This is a genomic window from Shinella lacus, assembly GCF_010994755.1.
Classification (GTDB): domain Bacteria; phylum Pseudomonadota; class Alphaproteobacteria; order Rhizobiales; family Rhizobiaceae; genus Shinella; species Shinella lacus.
In genome coordinates this window covers 853,101-875,247 of the sequence record NZ_WHSB02000001.1, presented here as the reverse complement: position 1 = coordinate 875,247, position 22,147 = coordinate 853,101, and the positions used below count along the sequence as shown (strand labels likewise).

The 22,147-nt window shown below is 63.4% G+C and carries 20 protein-coding genes; 8 read left to right on the top strand and 12 right to left on the bottom strand.

From position 1 onward, the window contains the following. The first annotated feature begins 17 nt into the window (after positions 1 to 17). From GB927_RS03960 to atzF, 7 genes are read left to right on the top strand one after another with little or no spacing between them, the layout of a single operon-like run. Positions 18 to 1,145 carry an ABC transporter permease gene (locus GB927_RS03960; RefSeq protein ID WP_256115277.1) on the top strand — a complete coding sequence of 376 codons (1,128 nt, stop codon included), beginning with the start codon at positions 18 to 20 and terminating at the stop codon, positions 1,143 to 1,145. Beyond that, positions 1,145 to 2,065, top strand: a complete 921-nt coding sequence (locus GB927_RS03955; protein ID WP_256115276.1) for an ABC transporter permease — start codon at positions 1,145 to 1,147, stop codon at positions 2,063 to 2,065. Before GB927_RS03960 ends, GB927_RS03955 begins: the two co-directional genes overlap by 1 nt. A gap of 28 nt (positions 2,066 to 2,093) precedes the next feature. Then, positions 2,094 to 2,792: a biuret amidohydrolase gene (gene biuH / locus GB927_RS03950; protein WP_256115424.1), complete on the top strand. Its 699-nt coding sequence runs from the start codon at positions 2,094 to 2,096 to the stop codon at positions 2,790 to 2,792. Positions 2,793 to 2,794: 2 nt separating this feature from the next. Then, complete coding sequence (locus tag GB927_RS03945; RefSeq protein ID WP_256115423.1) at positions 2,795 to 4,342, top strand: ABC transporter ATP-binding protein; 1,548 nt, start codon at positions 2,795 to 2,797, stop codon at positions 4,340 to 4,342. Continuing rightward, positions 4,342 to 5,010, top strand: coding sequence for a cysteine hydrolase family protein (locus GB927_RS03940; protein ID WP_256115275.1), 669 nt, complete (start codon positions 4,342 to 4,344; stop codon positions 5,008 to 5,010). The genes GB927_RS03945 and GB927_RS03940 overlap by 1 nt, the downstream gene beginning before the upstream one ends. After that, positions 5,003 to 5,350, top strand: a complete 348-nt coding sequence (locus tag GB927_RS03935; protein ID WP_256115274.1) for a cupin domain-containing protein — start codon at positions 5,003 to 5,005, stop codon at positions 5,348 to 5,350. Before GB927_RS03940 ends, GB927_RS03935 begins: the two co-directional genes overlap by 8 nt. A gap of 3 nt (positions 5,351 to 5,353) precedes the next feature. Further along, positions 5,354 to 7,159: an allophanate hydrolase gene (gene atzF, locus GB927_RS03930; RefSeq protein ID WP_256115273.1), complete on the top strand. Its 1,806-nt coding sequence runs from the start codon at positions 5,354 to 5,356 to the stop codon at positions 7,157 to 7,159. 35 nt (positions 7,160 to 7,194) lie between these two features. On the opposite strand, the gene GB927_RS03925 is transcribed toward atzF, so the two are convergent. From GB927_RS03925 to GB927_RS03870, 12 genes are all read right to left on the bottom strand, one after another. Further along, the gene (locus GB927_RS03925) at positions 7,195 to 7,890 is read right to left on the bottom strand and encodes a GntR family transcriptional regulator (RefSeq protein WP_256115272.1); all 696 of its coding nucleotides are present in this window, start codon (positions 7,888 to 7,890) and stop codon (positions 7,195 to 7,197) included. Between the two features lie 104 nt (positions 7,891 to 7,994). Then, positions 7,995 to 9,323, bottom strand: coding sequence for an aspartate aminotransferase family protein (locus GB927_RS03920; RefSeq protein ID WP_256115271.1), 1,329 nt, complete (start codon positions 9,321 to 9,323; stop codon positions 7,995 to 7,997). Positions 9,324 to 9,325: 2 nt separating this feature from the next. Then, positions 9,326 to 10,492 (bottom strand): phosphotransferase, encoded by a 1,167-nt coding sequence (locus GB927_RS03915; RefSeq protein ID WP_256115270.1) that lies wholly within the window; start codon positions 10,490 to 10,492, stop codon positions 9,326 to 9,328. A 48-nt stretch (positions 10,493 to 10,540) separates the two neighbouring features. Continuing rightward, complete coding sequence (locus tag GB927_RS03910) at positions 10,541 to 11,332, bottom strand: SDR family NAD(P)-dependent oxidoreductase (protein WP_256115269.1); 792 nt, start codon at positions 11,330 to 11,332, stop codon at positions 10,541 to 10,543. 9 nt (positions 11,333 to 11,341) lie between these two features. Further along, positions 11,342 to 12,424, bottom strand: a complete 1,083-nt coding sequence (locus GB927_RS03905) for an ABC transporter ATP-binding protein (RefSeq protein ID WP_256115422.1) — start codon at positions 12,422 to 12,424, stop codon at positions 11,342 to 11,344. A gap of 13 nt (positions 12,425 to 12,437) precedes the next feature. Beyond that, a complete protein-coding gene (locus GB927_RS03900) occupies positions 12,438 to 12,866 on the bottom strand; it encodes a diol dehydratase small subunit (RefSeq protein WP_256115268.1) in 429 nt (142 codons plus the stop codon). Then, positions 12,863 to 15,142, bottom strand: a complete 2,280-nt coding sequence (locus tag GB927_RS03895; protein ID WP_256115267.1) for a propanediol/glycerol family dehydratase large subunit — start codon at positions 15,140 to 15,142, stop codon at positions 12,863 to 12,865. Before GB927_RS03895 ends, GB927_RS03900 begins: the two co-directional genes overlap by 4 nt. A 1-nt stretch (position 15,143) precedes the next feature. Beyond that, positions 15,144 to 16,061, bottom strand: a complete 918-nt coding sequence (locus GB927_RS03890; RefSeq protein WP_256115266.1) for a carbohydrate ABC transporter permease — start codon at positions 16,059 to 16,061, stop codon at positions 15,144 to 15,146. Between the two features lie 82 nt (positions 16,062 to 16,143). After that, complete coding sequence (locus tag GB927_RS03885; protein ID WP_256115265.1) at positions 16,144 to 17,445, bottom strand: extracellular solute-binding protein; 1,302 nt, start codon at positions 17,443 to 17,445, stop codon at positions 16,144 to 16,146. Between the two features lie 61 nt (positions 17,446 to 17,506). Then, positions 17,507 to 18,328 carry a carbohydrate ABC transporter permease gene (locus GB927_RS03880; RefSeq protein WP_256115264.1) on the bottom strand — a complete coding sequence of 274 codons (822 nt, stop codon included), beginning with the start codon at positions 18,326 to 18,328 and terminating at the stop codon, positions 17,507 to 17,509. Between the two features lie 232 nt (positions 18,329 to 18,560). Next, the gene (locus tag GB927_RS03875) at positions 18,561 to 20,045 is read right to left on the bottom strand and encodes an FGGY-family carbohydrate kinase (RefSeq protein WP_256115262.1); all 1,485 of its coding nucleotides are present in this window, start codon (positions 20,043 to 20,045) and stop codon (positions 18,561 to 18,563) included. After that, positions 20,042 to 20,917 (bottom strand): DeoR/GlpR family DNA-binding transcription regulator, encoded by an 876-nt coding sequence (locus GB927_RS03870; RefSeq protein WP_256115261.1) that lies wholly within the window; start codon positions 20,915 to 20,917, stop codon positions 20,042 to 20,044. Before GB927_RS03870 ends, GB927_RS03875 begins: the two co-directional genes overlap by 4 nt. A 309-nt stretch (positions 20,918 to 21,226) precedes the next feature. Between GB927_RS03870 and GB927_RS03865 the strand changes: the two genes are divergently transcribed. Further along, positions 21,227 to 22,033, top strand: a complete 807-nt coding sequence (locus GB927_RS03865; RefSeq protein ID WP_256115260.1) for a BtpA/SgcQ family protein — start codon at positions 21,227 to 21,229, stop codon at positions 22,031 to 22,033. The last annotated feature ends 114 nt before the right edge of the window (positions 22,034 to 22,147 follow it).

The following is a 22,147-nucleotide window of genomic DNA, read 5'->3' as shown; positions in this document are numbered from 1 at the left end:
CTGGCGGAGGCGACGTCATGACGATCGAAGCCAACGTGCCCATCACACCGCTCTCGGAGCAGGCCGGACAGATCCGGCCCCTCCTGGAATGGCTTGCGCGACGTGCGGAGCCGCTGGCGATCGCGCTCTTTGCGATCCTCGTCGGCCTCGCGCTCTTCTCGCTGTTCATCGCCGTGCTCGGCAAGTCGCCGGTACAGCTGTTCCAGCTCATGTATGCCGGCGGCTTCGGCAGCTGGTTTTCGGTGCAGAACTCGCTGAGCCGGGCCGCCCCCCTTCTTTTGACGGCGCTCTGCGTCGCGCTGCCGGCGCGGCTCGGCCTCGTGGTCATCGGCGCGGAGGGGGCGGTGGTGCTGGGCGGGGTCGCGGGTGCTGCGATCGCGCTCCCGATGATCGGCACGGCGCCGCCCTTCGTCGTCTGGGTGGCGATGGGGCTTGCCGGCATGGCGGTCGGTGCGGCCTGGATCGGCCTTTCCGGTTTCCTGCGCCACTATCGCGGCGTCAACGAGACGATCGCCTCACTGTTGCTTGCCTATATCGCCATCGCGCTGATGAACCACCTGATCGAAGGGGTGTTGCGCGATCCGGCGAGCCTCAACAAGCCGTCGACGACGCCTTTGCCGGCGGAATACATGCTCGGCAACATCCCCGGCATGGACGTGCACTGGGGCCTCGTCATCGGCGTCGTCGCCTGCATCGTCTCCTATATCCTCATCGAGGCGACGAGTTTCGGCTTTGCGGCGCGCATTGCCGGCGGCAACGTGCGGGCGGCGCAGATCCAGGGCCTGCCGGTCAGGCGGCTGATCGTGGGCTTCACGGCGATCGCCGGTTCCTTCGCCGGGCTGGCCGGCATGATTGAGGTGACGGCGGTGCAGGGCAGTGCGAATGCGTCGCTTGCCGCAGGCTACGGCTATACCGGCATCCTCGTCGCCTTCCTCGCGCGGCACAATCCGCTGGCGATCATTCCCGTCGCCATCCTGCTTGGCGGCATCGACGCCTCGGGTGGCCTGATCCAGCGGCGTATGGGCCTGCCGGATGCGACGGTGCTCGTGCTCCAGGGCACGCTCTTCGTTGTCATCCTGTTTTGCGAAACGCTCTACGGGCGCTTCCGCCTGTTCAACCCGGATCTCTGGAAAAGGAGCGCGTGATGGAGGATATCGGTCTCTGGGGCGTTCCGCTCGCCATCCTCGCCGGCGCCATCCGCGTCTCGACGCCCTTCATCTTCGTCTCGCTCGGCGAGGCGATCACGGAGCGCTCCGGCCGCATCAATCTCGGGCTCGAAGGCACGCTCGTCTTCGGCGCGATGACCGCCTATGGCGTCGCCGTGATGACGCTGTCGCCCTGGCTCGGCGTGCTCGCTGCCATGGCCGCGGGTGCGGTCTTCGGTCTCGTCCACGGCTGGATCTGCAAGTTCCCGAAGGTCAACGACATTGCGATCGGTATCGCGATGATGCAGTTCGGCCTTGGGCTCGCCTTCTTCCTCGGCAAGCCCTTCATCCAGCCTTCGGCGCCAAAACTGCCGTCGATCCCCTTCGGCGGCTGGTCGGATGTTCCGCAGGTACAGGCCGCCCTCAACATCAACGTGTTGTTCCTGATCGGCGCGGCACTTGCCGTCTTCCTCTGGTGGGCGTTTCGCAACACGCGGATCGGTCTCATCCTGCGCGTCGTCGGCGACAGCTCCGATGCCGCGCGCGCCATGGGCCTCAACCCGGATACGGTGCGCCTGCTGGCCACCGCCGTCGGCGGCGCGCTGGCGGCGATCGGCGGTGCCTATCTCTCGCTGTTCTATCCGGGGTCGTGGAACGAAGGCATTTCCTCCGGCCAGGGCCTGATGGCCGTGGCGCTCGTCATCTTCGCGCGCTGGAATCCGATCGGCTGCTTCCTCGCCGCCATGCTTTTTGGCGGGGCAGGGGCGCTTGGGCCGGCGCTGCAATCGGTCGGCGTCACGCAGGGCTACTACCTGTTTTACGCGGCGCCCTATGTGCTGACGCTCGCAATCCTCATCGCCACGTCCTCGCCGACGCGCTCGCTCGCCGGCGCCCCCGGCGCACTCTCGATCACCAAATAGGAGCGACCCCATGAACAGCCTCGCCCCCATGCCCAATGACACCGAGACGCTGTCCTTCATCGAAGGCGATCCCTATCCCTGGCCTTATAATGGCAAGCTCCGACCCGACAACACGGCCCTCATCATCATCGACATGCAGACCGACTTCTGCGGCAAGGGCGGTTATGTCGATCACATGGGCTATGATCTCTCGCTGGTGCAGGCGCCGATCGCGCCGATCAAGGCCGTGCTCGCTGCCATGCGCGCCAAGGGCTACCACATCATCCACACCCGCGAGGGCCACCGGCCGGATCTCGCGGATCTGCCCGCCAACAAGCGCTGGCGCTCGCGGCGCATCCATGCCGGCATCGGTGATGCGGGGCCGTGCGGGCGCATCCTCGTGCGCGGCGAGCCGGGCTGGGACATCATCCCGGAACTCTACCCGCTGGAGGGCGAGGTCATCATCGACAAGCCCGGCAAGGGTTCGTTCTGCGCCACCGACCTCGAACTCATCCTCAACCAGAAGCGTATCGAAAACATCATCCTGACGGGCATCACCACGGACGTTTGTGTTTCCACGACCATGCGCGAGGCGAACGACCGTGGGTTCGAATGCCTGCTTCTGGAGGATTGCTGCGGCGCGACCGACCACGGCAACCACCTCGCCGCCATCAAGATGGTGAAGATGCAGGGCGGCGTCTTCGGTTCCGTCTCCAGTTCGAAAACACTGGTGGAGCAACTGCCATGACCATGCTTGTCGGCAATATTCCCCCGTTCAAGACCGTGCCCGCCGTCGGTATCGAGACGGTCGGCATGACGATGCGCTTCGGCGCCTTCACGGCGCTGGACAATGTCTCGATCAAGGTGCCGGCCGGCACCTTCCATGCTTTGCTTGGAGAAAATGGTGCCGGAAAATCCACCCTCGTCAAATGCATCATGGGCTTCTACCACCAGACCGCCGGCCAGTTGCAGGTGGATGACCGCGAGGTTGCGGTCGCTTCCCCACGCGATGCGGCCGCACTCGGGCTCGGCATGGTCTACCAGCATTTCACGCTGGTTCCTTCGCTGACGGGTGCCGAAAACCTCGTCATCAACCGCACCGACGTTCCGGCCGTCATCAACTGGGCGAAGGAGCGGCAGGCCCTTGCCGCCTTCATGGAAACGATGCCCTTCACCATCCCGCTCGACCGGCCGGTCAGCGAGCTTGCTGCGGGCGAGAAGCAGAAGCTGGAGATCGTCAAGCAGCTCTATCTCGGCCGTCGGTTCCTCGTGCTCGACGAGCCGACCTCCGTGCTGACCCCCGCCGAGGCCGACGAAATGCTCGGCCTCGTGCGTGGCATGACGGAGCGCGGCGAACTGACCGTGCTGATGATCAGCCACAAGTTCCATGAGGTCACGAAATTCGCCGACGCCGTCTCCGTGCTCCGGCGCGGCAAGCTGACGGGCACGGGCCTCGTCTCGGACCTTTCTACCGCGGACATGGCGGCGATGATGATCGGCGACGTCAAGCTCGCCGAACTCGACACGCGCCTGCCGGTCAGCGACGGCGCCAGGGCCGTCCTCTCCGTCAGCAAGGTTAGGGCGCCGGACCGCACGGGCCTCAAGATGATCGATATCGAAAACCTCGTCGTACGCTCCGGCGAGATCGTCGGCATTGCCGGCATTTCCGGCAATGGGCAGAAGGAACTGGCAGAGGTGCTCGCCGGCCAGCGGGCGGCGGAGACGGGTGAGGTGACCGTGAAGGGCCGCGCCTATGGCGCGACGCGGCCGGAGACGCGCGCGAACAATGTGCGCTTCATTCCGGAGGAGCCGCTGGCCAACGCCTGCGCGCCGCGCATGACGGTGACGGAAAACCTCGCCTTCCGCACATTCGACGTGGCGAAAGGCGGCAAGGAGGCGATCTGGCTCGACGGGCGCGGTATGAAGAAGCGTGCCTCGTCGCTGATCGACGATTTCAAGGTGAAGACGGCCTCGCCCGCCTCGCCGATCGCCGCCTTGTCCGGCGGCAACGTGCAGCGTGCGGTGCTTGCCCGCGAACTCACCGGCGACGTTGACCTGCTGATCGTCTCCAATCCCTGTTTCGGGCTCGACTTCTCGGCCGTCGCCGAGATTCGCGCGCGCATCATGAAGGCGCGCAATGCCGGTGCGGCGGTGCTGTTGATGTCGGAGGATCTCGACGAACTGATGGAAATGTCGGACCGCATCATGGTGATGTCCGAAGGCAAGCTCGTCTACGAGACGCCGGCGCGCGAGGCCGACATTTCCGTCATCGGGGCGCATATGGCGGGGCATCATTGATGGCGGAGATCAGGGCAGAGCCATTCGCCTTTCCGCTGAAGAAGGGTGCCGCGGCGCTCGTCGTCATCGACATGCAGCGCGATTTTGCGGAGGAGGGCGGTTTTGGCGCGAGCCTCGGCAACGACGTGTCGCGGGTCACCGCGATCGTGCCGGATGTCAAACGGCTGATTGCCGGGTTCCGCGCCGCCGGCTTGCCAATCATCCACACGATGGAATGCCACCGGCCGGATCTTTCCGACCTGCCTCCCGCCAAGCGCGACCGCGGCGCTCCGAAACTGCGGATCGGCGACGAAGGCCCGATGGGCCGCATCCTGATTGCCGGCGAGCCGGGCACCGCCATCCTGCCGGAGCTTGCGCCGGTCGCGGGCGAGGTGGTGATCGAGAAGCCGGGCAAGGGTGCCTTCTACGCAACGCCGCTCGGCGATATCCTCGCGGAAAAGGGCATCGCCCAACTCGTCTTTGCCGGTGTCACGACGGAAGTCTGCGTGCAGACTACCATGCGCGAAGCGAACGACCGGGGCTACGAATGCCTGCTCGTGGAGGAGGCGACGGAGAGCTACTTTCCGGAATTCAAGGCCGCAGCCATCGCGATGATCCGCGCGCAGGGCGCGATCGTCGGTTGGACGGCGAAGCTCGACGACGTGCTGGAGGGAATAGCCGGTGCCTGAAACAACCCGCGAAAACCTCATCTCCGGCGGCTGGAAGGACCTTGAATTCGGCCCCTTCCGTGATGGCGTGACGATCCACTGGATCAAGCCCTTCGAGAACGACCAGCCCGGCGTGGCGCTGCTGAAATACGATGCCGGCGCGGGCGTGCCGCGCCACCGGCATGAGGGGCTGGAGACGATACTCGTGCTGACCGGAACCCAATCGGACGAAGCTGGCGACTATGGCGCCGGGTCCTATATCGTCAATGCCATCGGCACGGAACATTCGATCTGGAGCGACACGGGATGCGTGGTGCTGATCCAATGGGATCGGCCTGTGACAATATTGGAAGCGGAGTAGAGCATGAGCATGGACCAACCCTTCGACATCGCCTCGCTGCACCAGGCCTATGCGGCCGGGCTTGCCGTCGACGCCATGATCGACCAGGCCTATGCCCGGATCACCGCCGCGGACGACCCGGGGATTTTCCTGCATCTTGCCGAAATCGACACCGTGAAGGCGGCTGCCGCAGCACTGGGACCATTCGATCCCGTCGCAAAACCGCTCTGGGGCATCCCCTTCGCCGTCAAGGACAATATCGACGTGGCGGGCATGCCGACGACCGCGGCCTGCCCGGACTATGCCTATATGCCGGAAACGGACGCGACCGTCGTGCGGCTGCTGAAGGCGGCCGGCGCGCTCGTCATCGGCAAGACCAATCTCGACCAGTTCGCGACCGGCCTCGTCGGCGTGCGCACGCCCTTTCCGGTGCCGCGCAACGCCATCGATCCGACGCTGGTGCCGGGCGGCTCCAGCTCCGGCTCGGCCGTCGCCACGGCACGCGGCATCGTCTCCTTCGCGCTCGGCACGGATACCGCCGGCTCAGGCCGCATTCCGGCAGGCCTCAACAACATAATCGGCCTCAAGCCCACGGTCGGCGCGCTTTCCACCAGCGGGGTCATCCCCGCCTGCCGCACGCTCGACTGCGTCTCGATCTTCGCGCTCACCGTCGACGATGCCTGGCGCGTCTTTTCGGTGGCGGCGCGGGCGGCCGCGGCCGATCCCTATTCGAGGACGATCCCGGCGATCGGTTACGGCGCCACCCCGCCGGTGCTGAAGATCGGCGTGCCGGCGGTTGCCGATCGGCAATTCTTCGGCGACGCCGCGATGGCGGCGGCTTATGCCGATGCGTTGTCCGCGCTGTCAGCCATGGGCCACCAGCTCGTCGAGCTGCCCTTCGCCGATTTCTACGCCACCGCGAACCTGCTCTATGAGGGCGCCTGGGTGGCAGAGCGTTATGCGGCGATCCAGCCCTTCTTCGACGCTCACGAGGCAAGCCTTCATCCGGTGACACGCAAGATCTACGGCGGCGCCAAATCGCTTTCCGCCGCCGATGCCTTCAAGGGCTTCTATGCCCTGCAAGCGCTGAAGAAGAAGGTGGAGCCGCTGATCGCCTCGGTCGACCTGCTGTGCGTTCCGACCGCGCCGCGGCATTTCACGCTGGCCGAGCTTGCGGCCGAACCGATCCGCGAAAATTCCCGTCTCGGCACCTACACGAATTTCGTCAACCTGCTCGACCTCTGCGGCATGGCCGTGCCGACCGGCAAGCGCACGGACGGACTGCCGGCCAGTATCACGCTGCTCGGGCCGGCCGGCAAGGATGGCCTCGTCGCTTCCCTGGCGCGTGATCTCCACGAACGCAGCGGGCTGGCGCTCGGCGCCACCGCGTGGGCGCTTCCGAAAGCCGAGCTCGCCCTGTCCATCTCCCCAGAAGACCGGATCGAGCTCGTTGTGGTCGGTGCCCATCTCTCCGGCATGCCGCTCAACGGAGAGCTCAAGGCACTCGGCGCCCATTTCCTGCGCGAAACCCGCACGACCGCAGCATACCGCCTCTTCTCCCTCGCCGGCAGCGTGCCGCCGAAACCAGGACTGCTGCGCGTCTCGGACGCGCCCGGTGGCTCCATCGAAGTTGAAGTGTGGAGCCTGTCGCCCGACGCCTTCGGTCGCTTCGTCGCCGCAATTCCCGCCCCCCTCGGAATCGGCACGCTGGCCTTGGAGGACGGAAGCTCGGCAAAAGGCTTCATCGTAGAAGCTTCCGCCGTCACCGATGCCCTCGACATCACAGCCCACCGCGGCTGGCGCAGCTATTTGCTAGAAACAACGGCCTGAGAATCTCCAAACGCCGTTGCTCGTGCGGCGATCTGTCATAGACGGAGCGAGCCTATGAGCACGCGATCATCCTTAGACGCGAGCTCCTGAATACGCGGTTCCAGCACTTCGGCCGCGCTGGCGATATCGGCGACAATATGCTTGCGAACGCCGGCGCCATCCCTTGCCCTCAGGCTTTCGAGAATGAGCACATGTTCGGTGTTTGCGACGGACTCGTAGACAGGATCGCTGAACAGTTCCAGGAAGTAAGGGCCGACCTGGCCCCAGACGTCCTGGATCATCTGCAGCAAGCGTGGTGAATTCGCGCTCTCGTAGATCGCGAAATGGAACTGCTGGTTCAGGTTCACATAGGCCGAGATGTCTTTGGCCGAGATGGATTTTTCGATGTCGAGAAGCACCTTCTCGAGAGCCCGTATCTTCTTGTCGGTGATGTTGGCAGCCGCCAGTTCGGCGGCCAGCCCTTCGAGTTCACGACGGATGCGGGCGAGCTCGAGATACTTCTCGACATCCCATGCCGGGACGGCAACCGAGCGGTTCGGCAAAAGGACGAGCTGACGCTCGCCAACCAGCCGCTGGAGCGCTTCGCGGACCGGCGTTGTCGAAATGCCATAATATTCGGCGAGGGTACGGGTTACCAGGACATCGCTCGGACGAAAATGTCCGGCGATGAGCGAGCGCTTGATTTCATCGTAAGCGCGCTCATTCAGGGTCCTGTTCTCGATCTTTCCCATATAGCTCTCCGATATCGGGTGGCCAATATCAAAAAAATCCCCCTCCAGCTAGCTCCGCCCGATATGCAATGGAAGTTGCAGGCGAACCGGCGCTATTCGAACCGCTAGCTGCCGTCGCTCGATGCCTTCAAGGCGGTCTCGACCGATGCGAGGAAATGGTCGGCATCGTTCTGTTTCATGACGAGTGGCGGGCGGATCTTGAGGATATTCGCACCCGGGCCGGTAGCGCTGATCAGGACGCCGTTGCGGCGAAGGTGGTTGACGAGCGAGGCGGCAAGTCGGGCATTCGGCGCCCGGTCTTCCGCGGGCAGGACACATTCGACGGCCAGGAAGAGGCCTGCACCGCGGACATCGGCTATGTCGTCCCGGCCGGCGACGAGCGCCGCCAGCCCATCCTTGAGTTGGCGGCCGATATCTCGCGCATTGGCTTGCAAGCCTTCGTCTTCGATCACATCCAGCACGGCCATGCCCGCGGCACAGGCTACGGGATTGCCGCCGAACGTGTTGAAGTAGCGCGCCTTGGCGCCGAACTCCGCCACGAGATCCGGCTTCAGCGCAATGCCCGCGACCGGAAAGCCGTTGCCCATCGGCTTTCCCATTGTGACGATGTCCGGCACCACGCCGTGACGCTGGAAGCCCCAGAAGGTTTCACCCGTACGGGCAAAACCCGGCTGCACCTCGTCGGCAATGAACAGGCCACCCTCCTTGCGGATGAGATCGACGGCCGGCGCCAGGAATCCGGCCGGATCGGGATAGAGGCCGTCGCTCGAAAAGATGGTGTCCACGATGAAGGCCGCAGGCTCGATGCCATCTTCGCGCATGGCGGCGATGGCGGCCGCGAGATCGGCTGCGAGCTTGGCGCCCTGCTCGGCCGGAGGAACGAAAAGGGCGTTCGGGGCGGGGATGAACCGCACCCGCCCGCTGCGCTGCCCATGGTTTCCGAGTGAGGGAGAGATTTCCGCAACGGCCTCCGTCAAACCATGGTAGGCGAGGCTCGTCACGATGACGCCCTGCCGGCCGGTGAAGGCGCGGGCTATTCTCAAGGCGAGGTCGTTCGCCTCCGAGCCGGTGCAGGTGAACATCATATGGCCGAGTGCGGGCGGCATCGTGGCGAGTAGCCGTTCGGCATAGTCGACCACGCCATCGTGCAGGTAGCGCGTATGCGTGTTCAGCGTGCTGGCCTGGCGCGAGATCGCGTCGACGACCTTGGGATGGCAATGTCCGACCGAGGCGACGTTGTTGTAGGCGTCGAGATAGGCCTTGCCGTTCTTGTCGTAAAGCCAAACGCCTTCGCCGCGAACCAGGTGCAGGGGCTCCTCGTAGAACAGCCGGTAGGCTGGCCCGAGGGCTTTCTCCCGGCGCTTGATCAATCCCAGATCTTCGGGATCAAGCATGCCGACGCGGGTGGGGTCGAATGCGTTCACCATGCTCATGGTCAGTTGTTTCCTGCACTTGCCGTTAAGGTGCCTCGCGCCGCAGCACGCGCCAGGGCGTCGTTCGTCGCGGAGGGGTCGAGGGAATCGAGGATCTCCAGGCCGCGGCGCGATGCGGCGGCATTGCGAAGGATATAGGCTGCGTTTTCCGGGTATTTCCGTGCACGCCAGGACGTGATGGCAAGCGTGGTGGCATGGCGCAGGCGGATCAGATCCGGAAGCAGGTCCAACTCCTCGGGTTCAAGGGAAAGGACCGAGGCGTAGCCCGCGACCAGATCCTCAACGGGCTTAAGCGAGCCGGTTTCGCCGATGAGATGGTAGGAGCAGGCAATGGCGAGATCGCAAACATTCGGTGTCGTCACCATGTCACCAAAGTCGATGACGCCGGTGACACGCGCGGCATGCGGGCCGTCGACGACGATGTTGTGCGGGTTGAAGTCGTTGTGCACCGTCTGCGCACGCAGATGTGGTAGGCGCGGCCCGATCTCGGTATCGAAACGTTCAAGCAGCCGGACGACCCTTGCCTTCAGCGCCGGCTCTTCGACGGCCTCGAGCATTGGCCGCAGCCTGCCGGCATGCTTGATATCCCATTGCAGGAAGCGGCCGCTGGAAGGGTGGAAGAAGCCGCGCAGCGCTCGAGTGAGCCGTGCAAGGGTGCGGCCGATCTCGAAGTGCAGGCCCGGCAATGGCTCGGCAACACTTAGCATTGTGCCTTCGATATAGGACATCAGGCGCACGATGTGACGGTCGCCGAACGGACCGTCGATGAGAACCCAGGCAGAGCCGTCTTTTGCCGCGTGGATACGCTGCACGGGCAGGCCCGGATCGACCGCCGCGATATGCATCAAGGCTGCGGTCTGCATGCCGGTCTCGGCCCTGTCCTCCATCGAGTTGCTGACCTTGAGCAGAGCCTGCTCGCCGCCGGGAAGCTGGATGTGAAAGTTGGCGTCCCGCTCCGAGGAAAGCATGCGGACCTTGCCGTCCACACCGTAGAACTGGCGAGCGAGATCGGCCGCATCGCCTGGGCTGATCCTGGGGCCGGAGCTCGCAAGCAGAGAGTGTCCTTCCCCGCCTGTCCTGTCCGGCGCGCGGGCCGGATCCGTCGTGGCGAGGACCGGAGGCAGTGCGCTGCTCTCACCGCCGGCGGCCCGATTGATTTGACTTTGCAAGAACGATTTCCTTCATTTGGCGCCTCTCATCGATTGGCACCGGGATCTTCACACCGACGAGTTGCTGCCACCGGCCAGGCATTCACCACCGTCCACCACGAGCGCATGGCCCGTGATGAAGGCCGAGCGGTCGGAGCACAGGAAGAGAACGGCCTCGGCGATCTCCTCGGGGCGGCCGAAGCGGCCCATGGGAACCAGATCGCGTACGACCTTTTCGAGTGCGGCCCGGCCGCCAAGCTGGTTTTCATAGGGTCCGTTGAACGAGGTATCGACCCAGCCAGGGCAGATGGCGTTGACGCGAATGCCGTCCTGCGCGTAGTCGAGGGCGATCTGCTTGGTCATGGTGATGACCGCCGATTTCGTCGTGATATAGGCAAGCATCCCCTTGTCGAGGAAGACGCCGGCATTGGACGCCGTGTTGAGGATCACGCCGCCGCCTTGTGCGCGCATGTGTGGCAGCGCGGCGCGGCAGGCTGCAAACTGTGCGACGACGTTGACCTCATAAGACTTGCGCATATCGTTGCTGTCGATTTGTTCGAGCGCGCCCGCCACCTGGATGCCGGCATGGTTGTGCAAGATGTGCAATCCGGCATGCGCCTTCACCACGGCATCCAGCAATGACGCGATGGCCGCTTCGTCCGTGACGTCGAGGGCATGCGCCTGCGCCAGCCCGCCGTCGGCGACGATGCTGGACGCCGTCTCCTCGGCGCTGGCCACATCGCGATCCGTAACCACGACGCGCGCACCGTGCGCGGCGAGGATACGCGCGGAAGATCGCCCGATGCCGGATCCAGCCGCCGTCACCAGAGCGACCTTGCCGTCGAGAAGGGGTTTGGCCATGGCTGTCTCCTATGTCCGCAGTGTCAGTTCACTGTCTTTGTCGAAGAGGTGCAGGGCGAGGGGATCAGCGTAGATCCGCCTTGTCTCGCCGCGGGCAGGCTGCGTGCCCGGGCTCAGCCTGATCGTGACATCGCGCCCGGCGACCTCGCCGATCACGTAGACTTCGGCGCCGCAGGGCTCGATGAGCGACACGGTCATCTCGAAAGCCGGCGCGTTTTCCGAAGGCGGATTGAGATGGAACGCCTCCGGGCGAATGCCGAGCAGAATGTGGCGTCCGTCGCGTGCACCCAGCCTTTGAAAAGCCTGTGGCAAATCGAAGGAGGGGCCGTTCTCAACGACGATCTTGCCATCACGGATGGTTGCGGGAAGCACATTCATGGCAGGTGAGCCGATGAAGCGGGCGACGAAAATCGACGCGGGACGATTGTAGAGGTCGTCGGGACTTCCGATCTGCTCGATCTTGCCGTCGCGCATGGCAACAATCCTATCGGCAAGCGTCATCGCCTCGATCTGGTCATGGGTGACGTAGACCACAGTCTGCTTCTCTTCGAGATGCATCCGCTTGATCTCGGCACGCATCGTCGTGCGCAGCTGGGCGTCGAGGTTGGAAAGCGGTTCGTCGAACAGATAGACCGCCGGTTGGCGCACCATCGCGCGGCCCATCGCTACCCGCTGGCGTTGGCCGCCGGAGAGATCCTTCGGCTTTCTGGCGAGAAGATGCTCGATATGCAGGAGTTTTGCCGCGCGCTGCACTTGTTCGGAAATCTGAGCGGACGGGACGCCTGCGAGCTTGAGGCTGAAACCCATATTCTCGGCAGCGGTCATGTGGGGGTAGAGGGCATAGGACTGAAAGACCATTGCGATATCGCGGTTTTTCGGCGAAAGCCGCGTGACATCACGATCGCCGATCCTGATTTCGCCCTTACTCGACGCTTCAAGGCCTGCGATCATGCGCAGCAAGGTCGTCTTGCCGCATCCCGACGGGCCGACAAGCACGACGAATTCACCATCCGCTATCTTCAGGTTCAGGTCTTCGATGATGTTGACTGTTCCAAAGCTCTTCGACAGTCCAACGACTTCCACTTGGGCCAAGGTCGTCCCTTTCCTAAAATCTCTTTGAGAACAGGCCGCGCCGGTCATAGACATCGGCTGCTTCCTCGATCAGCGTAGCGATGCGTTCGGCGCCGAATTCTTTCCGCAGCGCCTGTGCCCGCTCGCGAAGCACCGTCGGGGAGCTAGCGCGACCGGGCCGCAAAAGCTCGTATGTGCTGAGCAGCAAGTCCTGCGGCACGGCCACGAGTTCGGCGGCGCGCTCGAAATTCTCCGCTAGCTTGTCGCGCCCGGACGCCCGCGCGATCCCGGCCTGCAGTCTGAGAATCTCCGGCGTGATGGCGAGGTCGGCGGCGCCGACCTTACCCTCCAGCACCGCCTCCAGGGTGAAGTCCTTGAGAGGGAGGCCGGTCGTGGTCCTGACGAGTTCCGGCGCCTTCTCAGAGAGCGGATAGATATCGGCGTGGTTTTGCGGCTGGTTCATGCGTTGCGCTCCGGTGTCGCAAAATACTGGTCGACCGGCTCGGCGCCGGGCACCGTCATCTCGGTCTCGATTGCGTAGAGAAGCGCGACCTTCGTGTGGAACCGGGCACTGAGCGCCTGCCCATCATTCGTGACGATGACCGGCTCGGGAACCTCGCCCCAGGTCATCCGCGCTGCGTTCTGGCCCATCCGTCGATAGTGTTCGATCGTCACGAGGGGCGCGTTAGAAAAAAGCTCAAGGTTCAAGTGCGGCAGCCGGTCACGCTGGTGAATGATCGCGGTGCCCTTGGCCTGGATGCCGATGCCGTAGCCCGAACCCGACAGGCGCGCTGCCGTCAGCCCCAGAAACGACGTGTCGGCGGTGTGCATGATGCGAACCACCCGCGGCAGTCCGCCGCCGGAGAGAATGCCGGAATAGAGCGCGTCCAGCACATCGGTGACCGCGTGACCCGCTGTCGTCTGGTGCAGCCGCTCGCCGAACGCGGGACTGATACCGATGACGACTTCGTGCGGATCGCGGCCGTTTTCCGCCCGGCCAATGCCATAGAGCGTCGGCGTGCCGGTCGGCGCCTCATGGCGGCCTTCCGCCTTGAGCACGTGCTCACGATTGATCGTGCCGCGGATCGACTTGATCCGGTTCCATTTCTCGGGACTCATGCGGTAGCCCGTCCCCGGTCCCGTATAGTCGTTCGGTTCGTTGACGGCGCTAACGACCTTGCCGTCGCGGATCACCGCGGATGTCTGGAGGTAGTCACCGCTCACGCGCTGGCGCAGCATGACAAGCACGTTCTCCGCCAGCCGCTCATGGCCGCGCTTCGCCAGTGCGCGGACTATGTCGAGCGCCGTCAACCCACGCGCAGCGATGCTGCTGCTGATCGCCAACGTCGTTGCCGGCGAAAACGTCTCAGTCTCGTTGGATCCCGAGGCATGGACGACGCTCTCCTTCATGGCCTGATCGGCCTGAGCGAGCCCAAGCTCCTCCAGCACATCGCTCAAGGCATCGACGGCCTGGCGGCGGAGCTGAAGGGCGTCGTCCTCCATGATGGGCACCAGGCCCCCATCTACCTGAAAATCGCGCTGGAGGACGAGGTAGTCCTCAAGCTCCTCGCTGTTGAATAGCGAGGGGTTGAATGAATTGTCATAGGCCTTTATCGAGCCGAAACCCGATGTGATGAGGTCGGAGCCGGCAAGAAGGTAGGGCGTGATCTTGGCCCCGACGCGGATTTCCGATTCCGAGATCCGGGTATCATTGCCGGACGCGCATTCGAGCCCGAGCCAGACGGCAAGCAAGTTCTCGGCCAGAAGTTCATGGACGCCCGCAGGCATCGAAGCCGTGAGCGGCGCGCCGTCGATGCCGCCGTTCTGCGTGCCTTGGACGCCCATCGCCCGCTGAAGGCAAAGGCAGCGCGCTTCGAGATAGAGCACGGAGCGCTTCTCATGGAACCCCATGAGGAGTTCCGACGACGCGCCGGATGTGCAGCGCGCCTTGATGCCACGCGAGGCATAGGCGGCCGTCAGGAAGGCTTTCGACCAGGGCGTATCGTCGCCATCGACGAAGGACCGCTCGGTGCCGTAGACCGAGACAGTTTCCGCATAGGTCGCAAGGCCCGCGAGGCCGATCTTCAGCTCTTCCGCCTCCTCGATGGAGCATTGGAAGAGCGTACTTCCCCGGCCGGCTGCCGCCCCCACGGTGCAGGCGAGCGCGTTCGCCCAAGCATTGCCCGCCACCCGCATCGTCGTCTCGATTTCGTCGAAGTCGAGCGCGACAGCGATCGCCGCATCCGCCGCTAGCTGCAGCGGGTCATCCTTTGCATTGGTGACATGCGCCTGGTTGCCGGGGCTGTGTCGCTGGCGCATTTTCGAATAGGCGAATGTGGTCTCCAGCGCGTTCAGGTGACCCAGCACGTCGGTGAGTTTTGCCGGCGTCATGCCCCGTGCAAGATGCTCCAGGCGGGCGCGTGGCACGTTGATGTCCACCAGCATGCGCGCCACTTGCGCGCTGTCCATCGCCATGGCTTCCGCCGCGACGGCCGGGTCGATGTGGTGATGGGCGATGAATGCGTCGAGGATGTCGAAATCCGCAGCAAGACGCCCGTCCATCTCCAGCACGGAGCCATCCGGTGCAAGCCGCAGGCTCGGGCTTGGATCATAGGGACTGTGGAAGACGGCGAAGCCATCCTCCGGGTTCTCGTCTGCAAAGCTGTCCAGCCTGAGCGGCCGCGCATCCCATTCCTCGAAGCGGTGCCAGCGGCGCTTGCCGGTTGAATTCTCTTCCATCTTACCTCTCCCTCAGTATGCGCAGCAGGACGAGCGTGAGCGCAACGACGGCAATAAGCAGGATGAACGAGACGGCCGCGGCTTGCCCGATATCGAGAAAGCGGAAGCCCAGGCGATAGGCGTAGAAACTGATCGTTTCTGTCGTCTTTCCGGGGCCGCCCTGGGTGAGGATATAGATGAGGTCGTAGCTCTTTAGGGCCGTGATCATGCGGATCAGCAGCGTGACAAGGATGACGGGTCGGAGCGTCGGCAGCGTGACGTGCCGGAGGATCTGCCAGGCATTCGCGCCATCGATCCGTGCCGCCTCGACCGGATCCTGCGGCAGCGACCGCAAGCCGGCATAGAGCATGATCAGCATCAGCGACGTCTCGGTCCAGGCATCGACGAAGATGACGGTCGCGAGCGCCAGGTTCGGATCTCCGAACCAACCCTGTGCTGGGATGCCGACGAGGCTCAGGAGCCAGTTGATAATCCCGAGATTTGGATTGAACATCAACCGGAACATCAGCGCGACGGCGACCGGCGTCATCAGCATGGGAAGCATCAGGATGACGAGGTAGAACTCGCGAAACCGCAGCCAGGATTGATTGAGCAGGAGCGCCAAACTGAAGGCGATCAGGAACTCGATCACCACCACGCTGACCGTGAGTTTCATCGTGACCCATGAGACGCCCGCAAACTCCCGTCCCATCAGAAGGACGTAGTTGCCGAGGCCGATAAAGGGTCCCTGGCCATAGGTCACGATATACTCGTGCAGGCTGAGGTAGAACGAGTAGAGCAACGGCGCCGCGACGACCAGCATCATGACGAGAATGGTCGGCGTCATGAAGACGAACTTGTAGAAACCGAGGGAAAGTTCGTCGCCCTTTCGAGCGAGGTGTGGCGCCCGCAGATTCATGGAGGTGGTCGCAGATTTCATGTCATCATGATCCAGCTACAGTCAGACCGGCCCGCCGCCAGTTCGAGCGTGGCGGCGGGCGTGAGCGCAGGCAGAGCCTGGCTTACTTCAGGAGCGGATCGCCTCGGGTAAGCGCCGCAAGCTTGTCTTCCGCATTGGTGATGGCCGTCGCGGGATCAGTGCCGTTCGCCAGCACGTCGCCCATCACTTCCGCGAACACTTCGACAAGCTGGGTCGCACGCGACATGACCGGAAGGCCCTTCGCATGGGCGAGCGCGTCACCGACCGCTGCCATCGCCGGCCACGCCTTGATGAAGTCGGCGTTTTCATAGATCCAGGTCTGCGTCGGCTGGCCGCCTGCGATACCGCGCTTCAGCGCGATGTCCTTGGATTCCACCCACTTGATGAACTCCCAGGAGCAATCCGGGTTTGACGCATTGCTCGGAACGGCCCATCCCCATGCACCAAGCAGACTGTCTTCGCCGGGCATCCTGGCAAACCCGATCTTGTCTACGACGAGCGATTCCTTCGGATCCTGGAGCGTCGGCATCAGGAAGAGGTAGGTGATCGCGAAGACCGCCTTGTCCTGCTTGAGGGCATTGGCGACGTCGTCGAAGTTGGCGCCCAGGGCGCCGGGCTGCGCGGCATTGTTGATCAGATCCGCGTAGACGGTGACAGCCTTGATTCCTTCGGGGGAGTTCAAGGTCGGCACCCAGTCCTCGCGATTGTAGAAATCGGCACCAAGCGAAAAGACGTAGTTCGTTGCTTCCATGACGACGGGGTCCGCGCGCTGGCCGGACATGGCAGCGCCCGCCTTGCCCGTGAACTTACCCGCCCATTTCGCAAGCTCCGCATATTCCTCGAGCGTTTCCGGCAAGCGCCAGTCGCGGCCGAACTCGGTCTTGTAGGCCGCCTGGAATTCGGGCGCTTCCACGATGTCCTTGCGGTAGAGAAGGCCCATGGCATACTGCCAGAACGGCAGCATATAGGTCGTTCCCTTGATCTTGCCGTTGATATCCATCAGCGCCGGGAAGTAGACGGACGTATCGACGCCATCCTTGGCGATGCGTTCGTCGAGCGGTTGGATCCATTTTGCCGTGACGAATTCGCCGACCCAGTAGCTGTCAACGACGAGGACGTCGTAGGCTCCGGACGAGGCCGTGAGGCTTGGGACCAGCTTTTCATGCATGAGCGAGTAGTTGACGGCCTCGATGTTGACCTTCGCGCCCGAAAGTGCCTCAAATTCCGGGGCGACCTTCTGCAGCGCGACGGTGTCTGGAACCGTTTCGAGCAACATGTTCAGGGTCACGTCCTTGCAAACCTCTGCCGGATTGGCGAAGGCGGACGTGGCACCAAGGACGCAAGCGACCGTGGCCAGCAGGCTGGCTTTATAAAACCGTGACATAAACGTTCTCCATCTGAAGGGGGTTGCAGAGCTTTTTGCTCCGTTCTGTCTTGTTATTCGTTCATCCTTTGACCGCGCCCGCATTGAGCCCCGCCACCAGGAACCGGCGGACTGCGAAATAGAGGAGCGCCATGGGAAGCATGGCGAGGATGGTGGCGGCACTTACCGCGCCGATTGCCGTTCCCTGCTGGGTCACCAGACTTGAGACCGCAACCGGCAAGGTCTTCGTCTGCTGGCCGGTGAGCATCAGGGCGAAAAGGAACTCGTTCCAGCAAAGCACGAAGCTGAGGATCGTCGCGGCGCCGATGCCGGGCAGCATCGCCGGAACCACGATCCGCACGAAGGCCGTCAGCGGCGTGCAGCCGTCGATGAGAGCTGCCTCGTCAAGCTCCCGCGGCACACGCTTCATGAAGCTCAGCAGCAGCCAGACGACGTAGGGCAGGTTGAATGCGAGATAGGCGAATATCAGGCCGAGGCGCGAATCCGTCAGGCCGATATTCTTGAAGATCAGAAAGAAAGGGATGACGAGGACGATCGGCGGCATCATCTGTGTCGCGAGGATGATCATCGGCATGGCGCTGCCGCCAGCCCTGTACCGATCGATCGCATAGGCCGCCATCGCCCCGATGATGACCGCCAACAGCGTCGACGTCGATGCGACGACCATGCTGTTCAGGAAGAACTTCCCGAATTCCATCTCCGTCAGGATCGTCCGATAATTGTCGAGTGTCGGCGTGAAGAAGAGCTCCGGCGGCAGCTTGTAGGCGATGACGCGATCGACGAATGAGGTCCTCAGAACCCAAAGAAGCGGCAGCAGAATGACGGCGCTCGCGAGCCCCAGAACGAGGTGCGTCAGGATCTTCACGTACAAGGGGGGTTGCATGTCGATCGCTCGTTTCTTGTTATAACATGCAACATGTAACGACGGAATTTTTGCAGTGTCAAGGCGCGATTAAGCCTGATCATTCGTGGTTTCGAGAAAATCCGTCATTCTCTCGCCGAGCACATACTCCACGTTGTCGCGCCGGTCCTTATGCGATCAAACGTCGTCGGGAATGGCGCCGAGAACGAGCTAGCGACGCAGTTCCATCTCAGCCGGCGTCAACGGCTGATCCTCATGATTGCACGCTTTGCAGGCGGCGGTAGAGGTCCCGGAAGGCGGCGTAGCCGCGGTCGTATATTTCGCGATTGCCGGGGGTTGGGTTGAACACTGTGTCCCTGGTGGTGAAGGCGGCGATGCCATTCCATTCTGCGGCGCCGAGGCCGACGGCGGCGACCCATGCTGCTCCAAGGCAGGAGCCGGGATGTCCGGTGAGGCGTTGCAGCGGCTGGCCGAGAACGTCGGAGACGACGCCCATCCAGACGGAGGATTTCGCTCCGCCATCCGAGACAAGAAAACGGCTGGTCCGATGCCCTGCCTCGTTGAAGGTTTCGATATGGTGGCGGATTGCATAGGCATAGGATTCCAGCACCGCGCGCCAGATATGGCCCAGATCGTGCGACAGCGTCAGTCCGTTCAGCGAACCCCGTGCCCAGGGGTCGTGCAGCGGGGTCTTTTCTCCCAGCAGATAGGGCAGGAAAGTCAGGCCCAAAGCCCCGGCCGGGCGGTCGGCGGCCATCGCATCCAGCGCCGCATGGCGCGAGCCGTTCAAGGGTTCGATTGCGCCCGCGAATGTCTCGACAAACCAGTTCAGGACGGACCCGCCGGTCGACATGCAGCCGTTCGGCATCCAGAGACCGGGGACCAGATGGTAATCGAGAAAGAGGCGTGGATCGGGACGGAGCACGTCGGTCGCAGTCAGGATATCCACGGCGCCGCCGAATTTGAGAAGTACGTCGCCATTGCTCACGACGCCCGCCCCGAGGCAGGACGCGATCATGTCTGCCGCGCCGCCAACGACTGGCGTGCCTTCTGCAAGTCCGGTCTCGCGGGCACATGCTGCGGTGACCCGGCCCAGAATTGCCGAGGACCTGATCAGCGGCGGGAGGAGATGTCCGGGGATTCCGGTTCTTTCCGCCTGGGCGAGATCGATCGCACCGCTTGCAAGATTGATGATCCCCGCCTCGAGCGCCCAGTTCTGTTCCACCGCCGCTTTGCCGGTCAGCCGGAAATTGAGGTAGTCGTACGAGCCGAGCAACGTCTTTGCCCGCGCCAGCATCTCCGGCTCATGCCGCGCGAGCCAGCGGATCTTGGCGCCGACAAGCTGTTGGTTCACCCCGCAACCGGCCGCTTCGAGAAAGGCGGCCTCGTCGATTTCGCGCCGGATATCCTCGACCTCGGTTCCGGCACGAGCGTCGCTTTGCTGAATAGACCGGCGCAGCGGACGCCCTGCATCGTCCAGCAGCACGGTTACGGGGAGCATTCCCGCCACGCCGATTCCTGCTATGCGCGTGGCCTCGATGCCCGATTGGGCCAGCAGGTCCGGGATGATCGCGCAGCAGTTTTGCCACCACTGCTCCGTTTCCTCTTCGGCCCATCCCGGTTTCTCGGAGTAGAGTGTCACCGGCCGCGAAGCGAGCGACAGGATGTTGCCTGCGGTATCGACAAGGATGCCGATGGTCGAGGTGGTGCCGATGTCGAGGCCAAGAAAAACGGTCATTCCAGGGATCGTTCCGGAAGGTGCGAGGGATCGGCGACGAGCACGCGTACGCCCGCCGAGGCCAGCACGGTGGCAAGGTCCGGCGGCGGCGGCGCATCGGTGATCAGCGTCGAGATTTCAGAAAGCGTGGCGATGAGAACCGTCGAAATCCGGCGGAACTTGCTGCTGTCCATCAGCAGCACACGCTCGGCCGAGCGCTGAAGGAAGACGGACTTTACCGCCGCCTCCTCGGGCGAATAATCGAAAACGCCTTCGGCCGTCATGCCCGAGGCGCCGAGCAGCACGACGTCGAAATAATAGCGGGAGAACCCGTCCACGGCCTCCTTGCCGGTCAGCGACATTTCCTCGGCGCGGATCAGGCCGCCGCTCATGTAGGTGGCGATGCCGGCCCGCGCCATGGTCATGCCGACATGCAGGCTGTTGGAGAAGGCGCGCAGTTGCGGATCCGGCCCGGCCTCTACGATGGCATTGGCGGCAGCCAGAACGGTCGTGCCGAGGTCGAAAGCGATCGCTTTGCGCCCGGCGACATGGCGGGCAGCCGCTTGCGCGATGCGGGCCTTTCGCTCGGCGTTCTGGCGCGTGCGGGCCTCGAACGCCGGCTCGGCATCGTCGATCACCTCAAGCGGCCCGCGCTTCAGCCCTACCGCGCCGCCGTGAACGCGTTCGAGCAATCCGTCGCGCTCCAGCTCCGCCAGGTCGCGGCGCACGGTCATGTCCGAAATGCCAAATTCCTGCGCGATATCCGTGACCGAGATCGATCCGCCTTCGTTCAGCCTTTCCAGAATACGGGCCAGACGCGCGCGTGCCGGCGCTCGTGTGCGTTCTCGTGCGGACGAAGGGGAGGTGGCGATCTTCTGTTCGGACTGCGTCATCTGTGTGCCTGTCTCAAGGTCTGGCGGGGCGTTTTGTTTCCCAGCGGGTAGCACATCTATCAGGCATTCTCCCAGGATTTCCGGCGTTCAGTGGGGGAGGTCGGTACGTATCGAACATAATAAAACACATTTTCTGGCCGTTTCGAACATAATAAAACATTTTTGTTGCGCAATGAAAAGATTTTTGTTTGGTTATGTTCAAATGGATATCGACAGGCAGGCCGGACTGACCGAATGCCGGAAAACGGATCCTTTCCCCTGCAATCATAACCGCCCCGCACCTTCGGCTGGCGGATAACGGAGTACACCATGACGAAATTCGCCCAGCTTTTTCCCGGCATTAAACCGGTTATCGCGATGGTTCATTTGAACCCGATGCCCGGAACGCCGCTTTACGATGCCGATGCCGGGATCGAAGGCATCTACAACGGCGCCTTGAAGGATCTGGAGGCTTTGCAAGCAGCCGGCGTCGATGCCGTGATGTTCGGGAATGAAAACGATCGTCCCTATGAACTGAAGGTCGATATCGCCACCACCTCGGCCATGGCCTTCGTGATCGGGCGTCTTGTCGAAAAGATCGAAAAGCCCTTCGGCGTGAATGTGCTGTGGGACCCGGACAGCACCGTCACCTTGGCCGCGGCGACCGGCGCCTCGTTCGTGCGCGAGATTTTTACCGGCACCTATGCCTCGGACATGGGGCCGTGGACCCCGAATGCCGGGCGCGCCATGCGGCGTGCGCGGCAACTCGACCGCAGGGACCTGGTCATTCTCAACAATGTCTCAGCGGAATTTGCGGCTTCGATCGACAACCGTCCCCTGGCGGACCGGGCGCGTTCGGCCGTTTTCTCGTCGATCCCGGATGCCGTTCTGGTCTCGGGCGCAATCACCGGGGAATCGGCGAAAATGGTCGACCTGCAATCGGTGAAGAACGCGCTGCCGGATACGCCGGTGCTCGCCAATACCGGCGTGAAACATGCCACGGTGATCGATGTGCTGAAGGTCGCCGATGGTTGCGTCGTGGGCTCCTCGCTCAAAGTCGATGGCCATACATGGAATGCCGTCGATCCGCAGCGGGCGCAGGCGTTCATGGACGTCGTGCGCAAGGAGCGTGGCTGACATCACAGCCCGCGGGCAATTCTCCCGCCTGCACGCTGCTGCAACTTGTTCTTGCCCGGCTCGTTCGCGTATGGAATGGACAAACCCGCTCTCGTCGCCTTGCCCCTGCAGGTG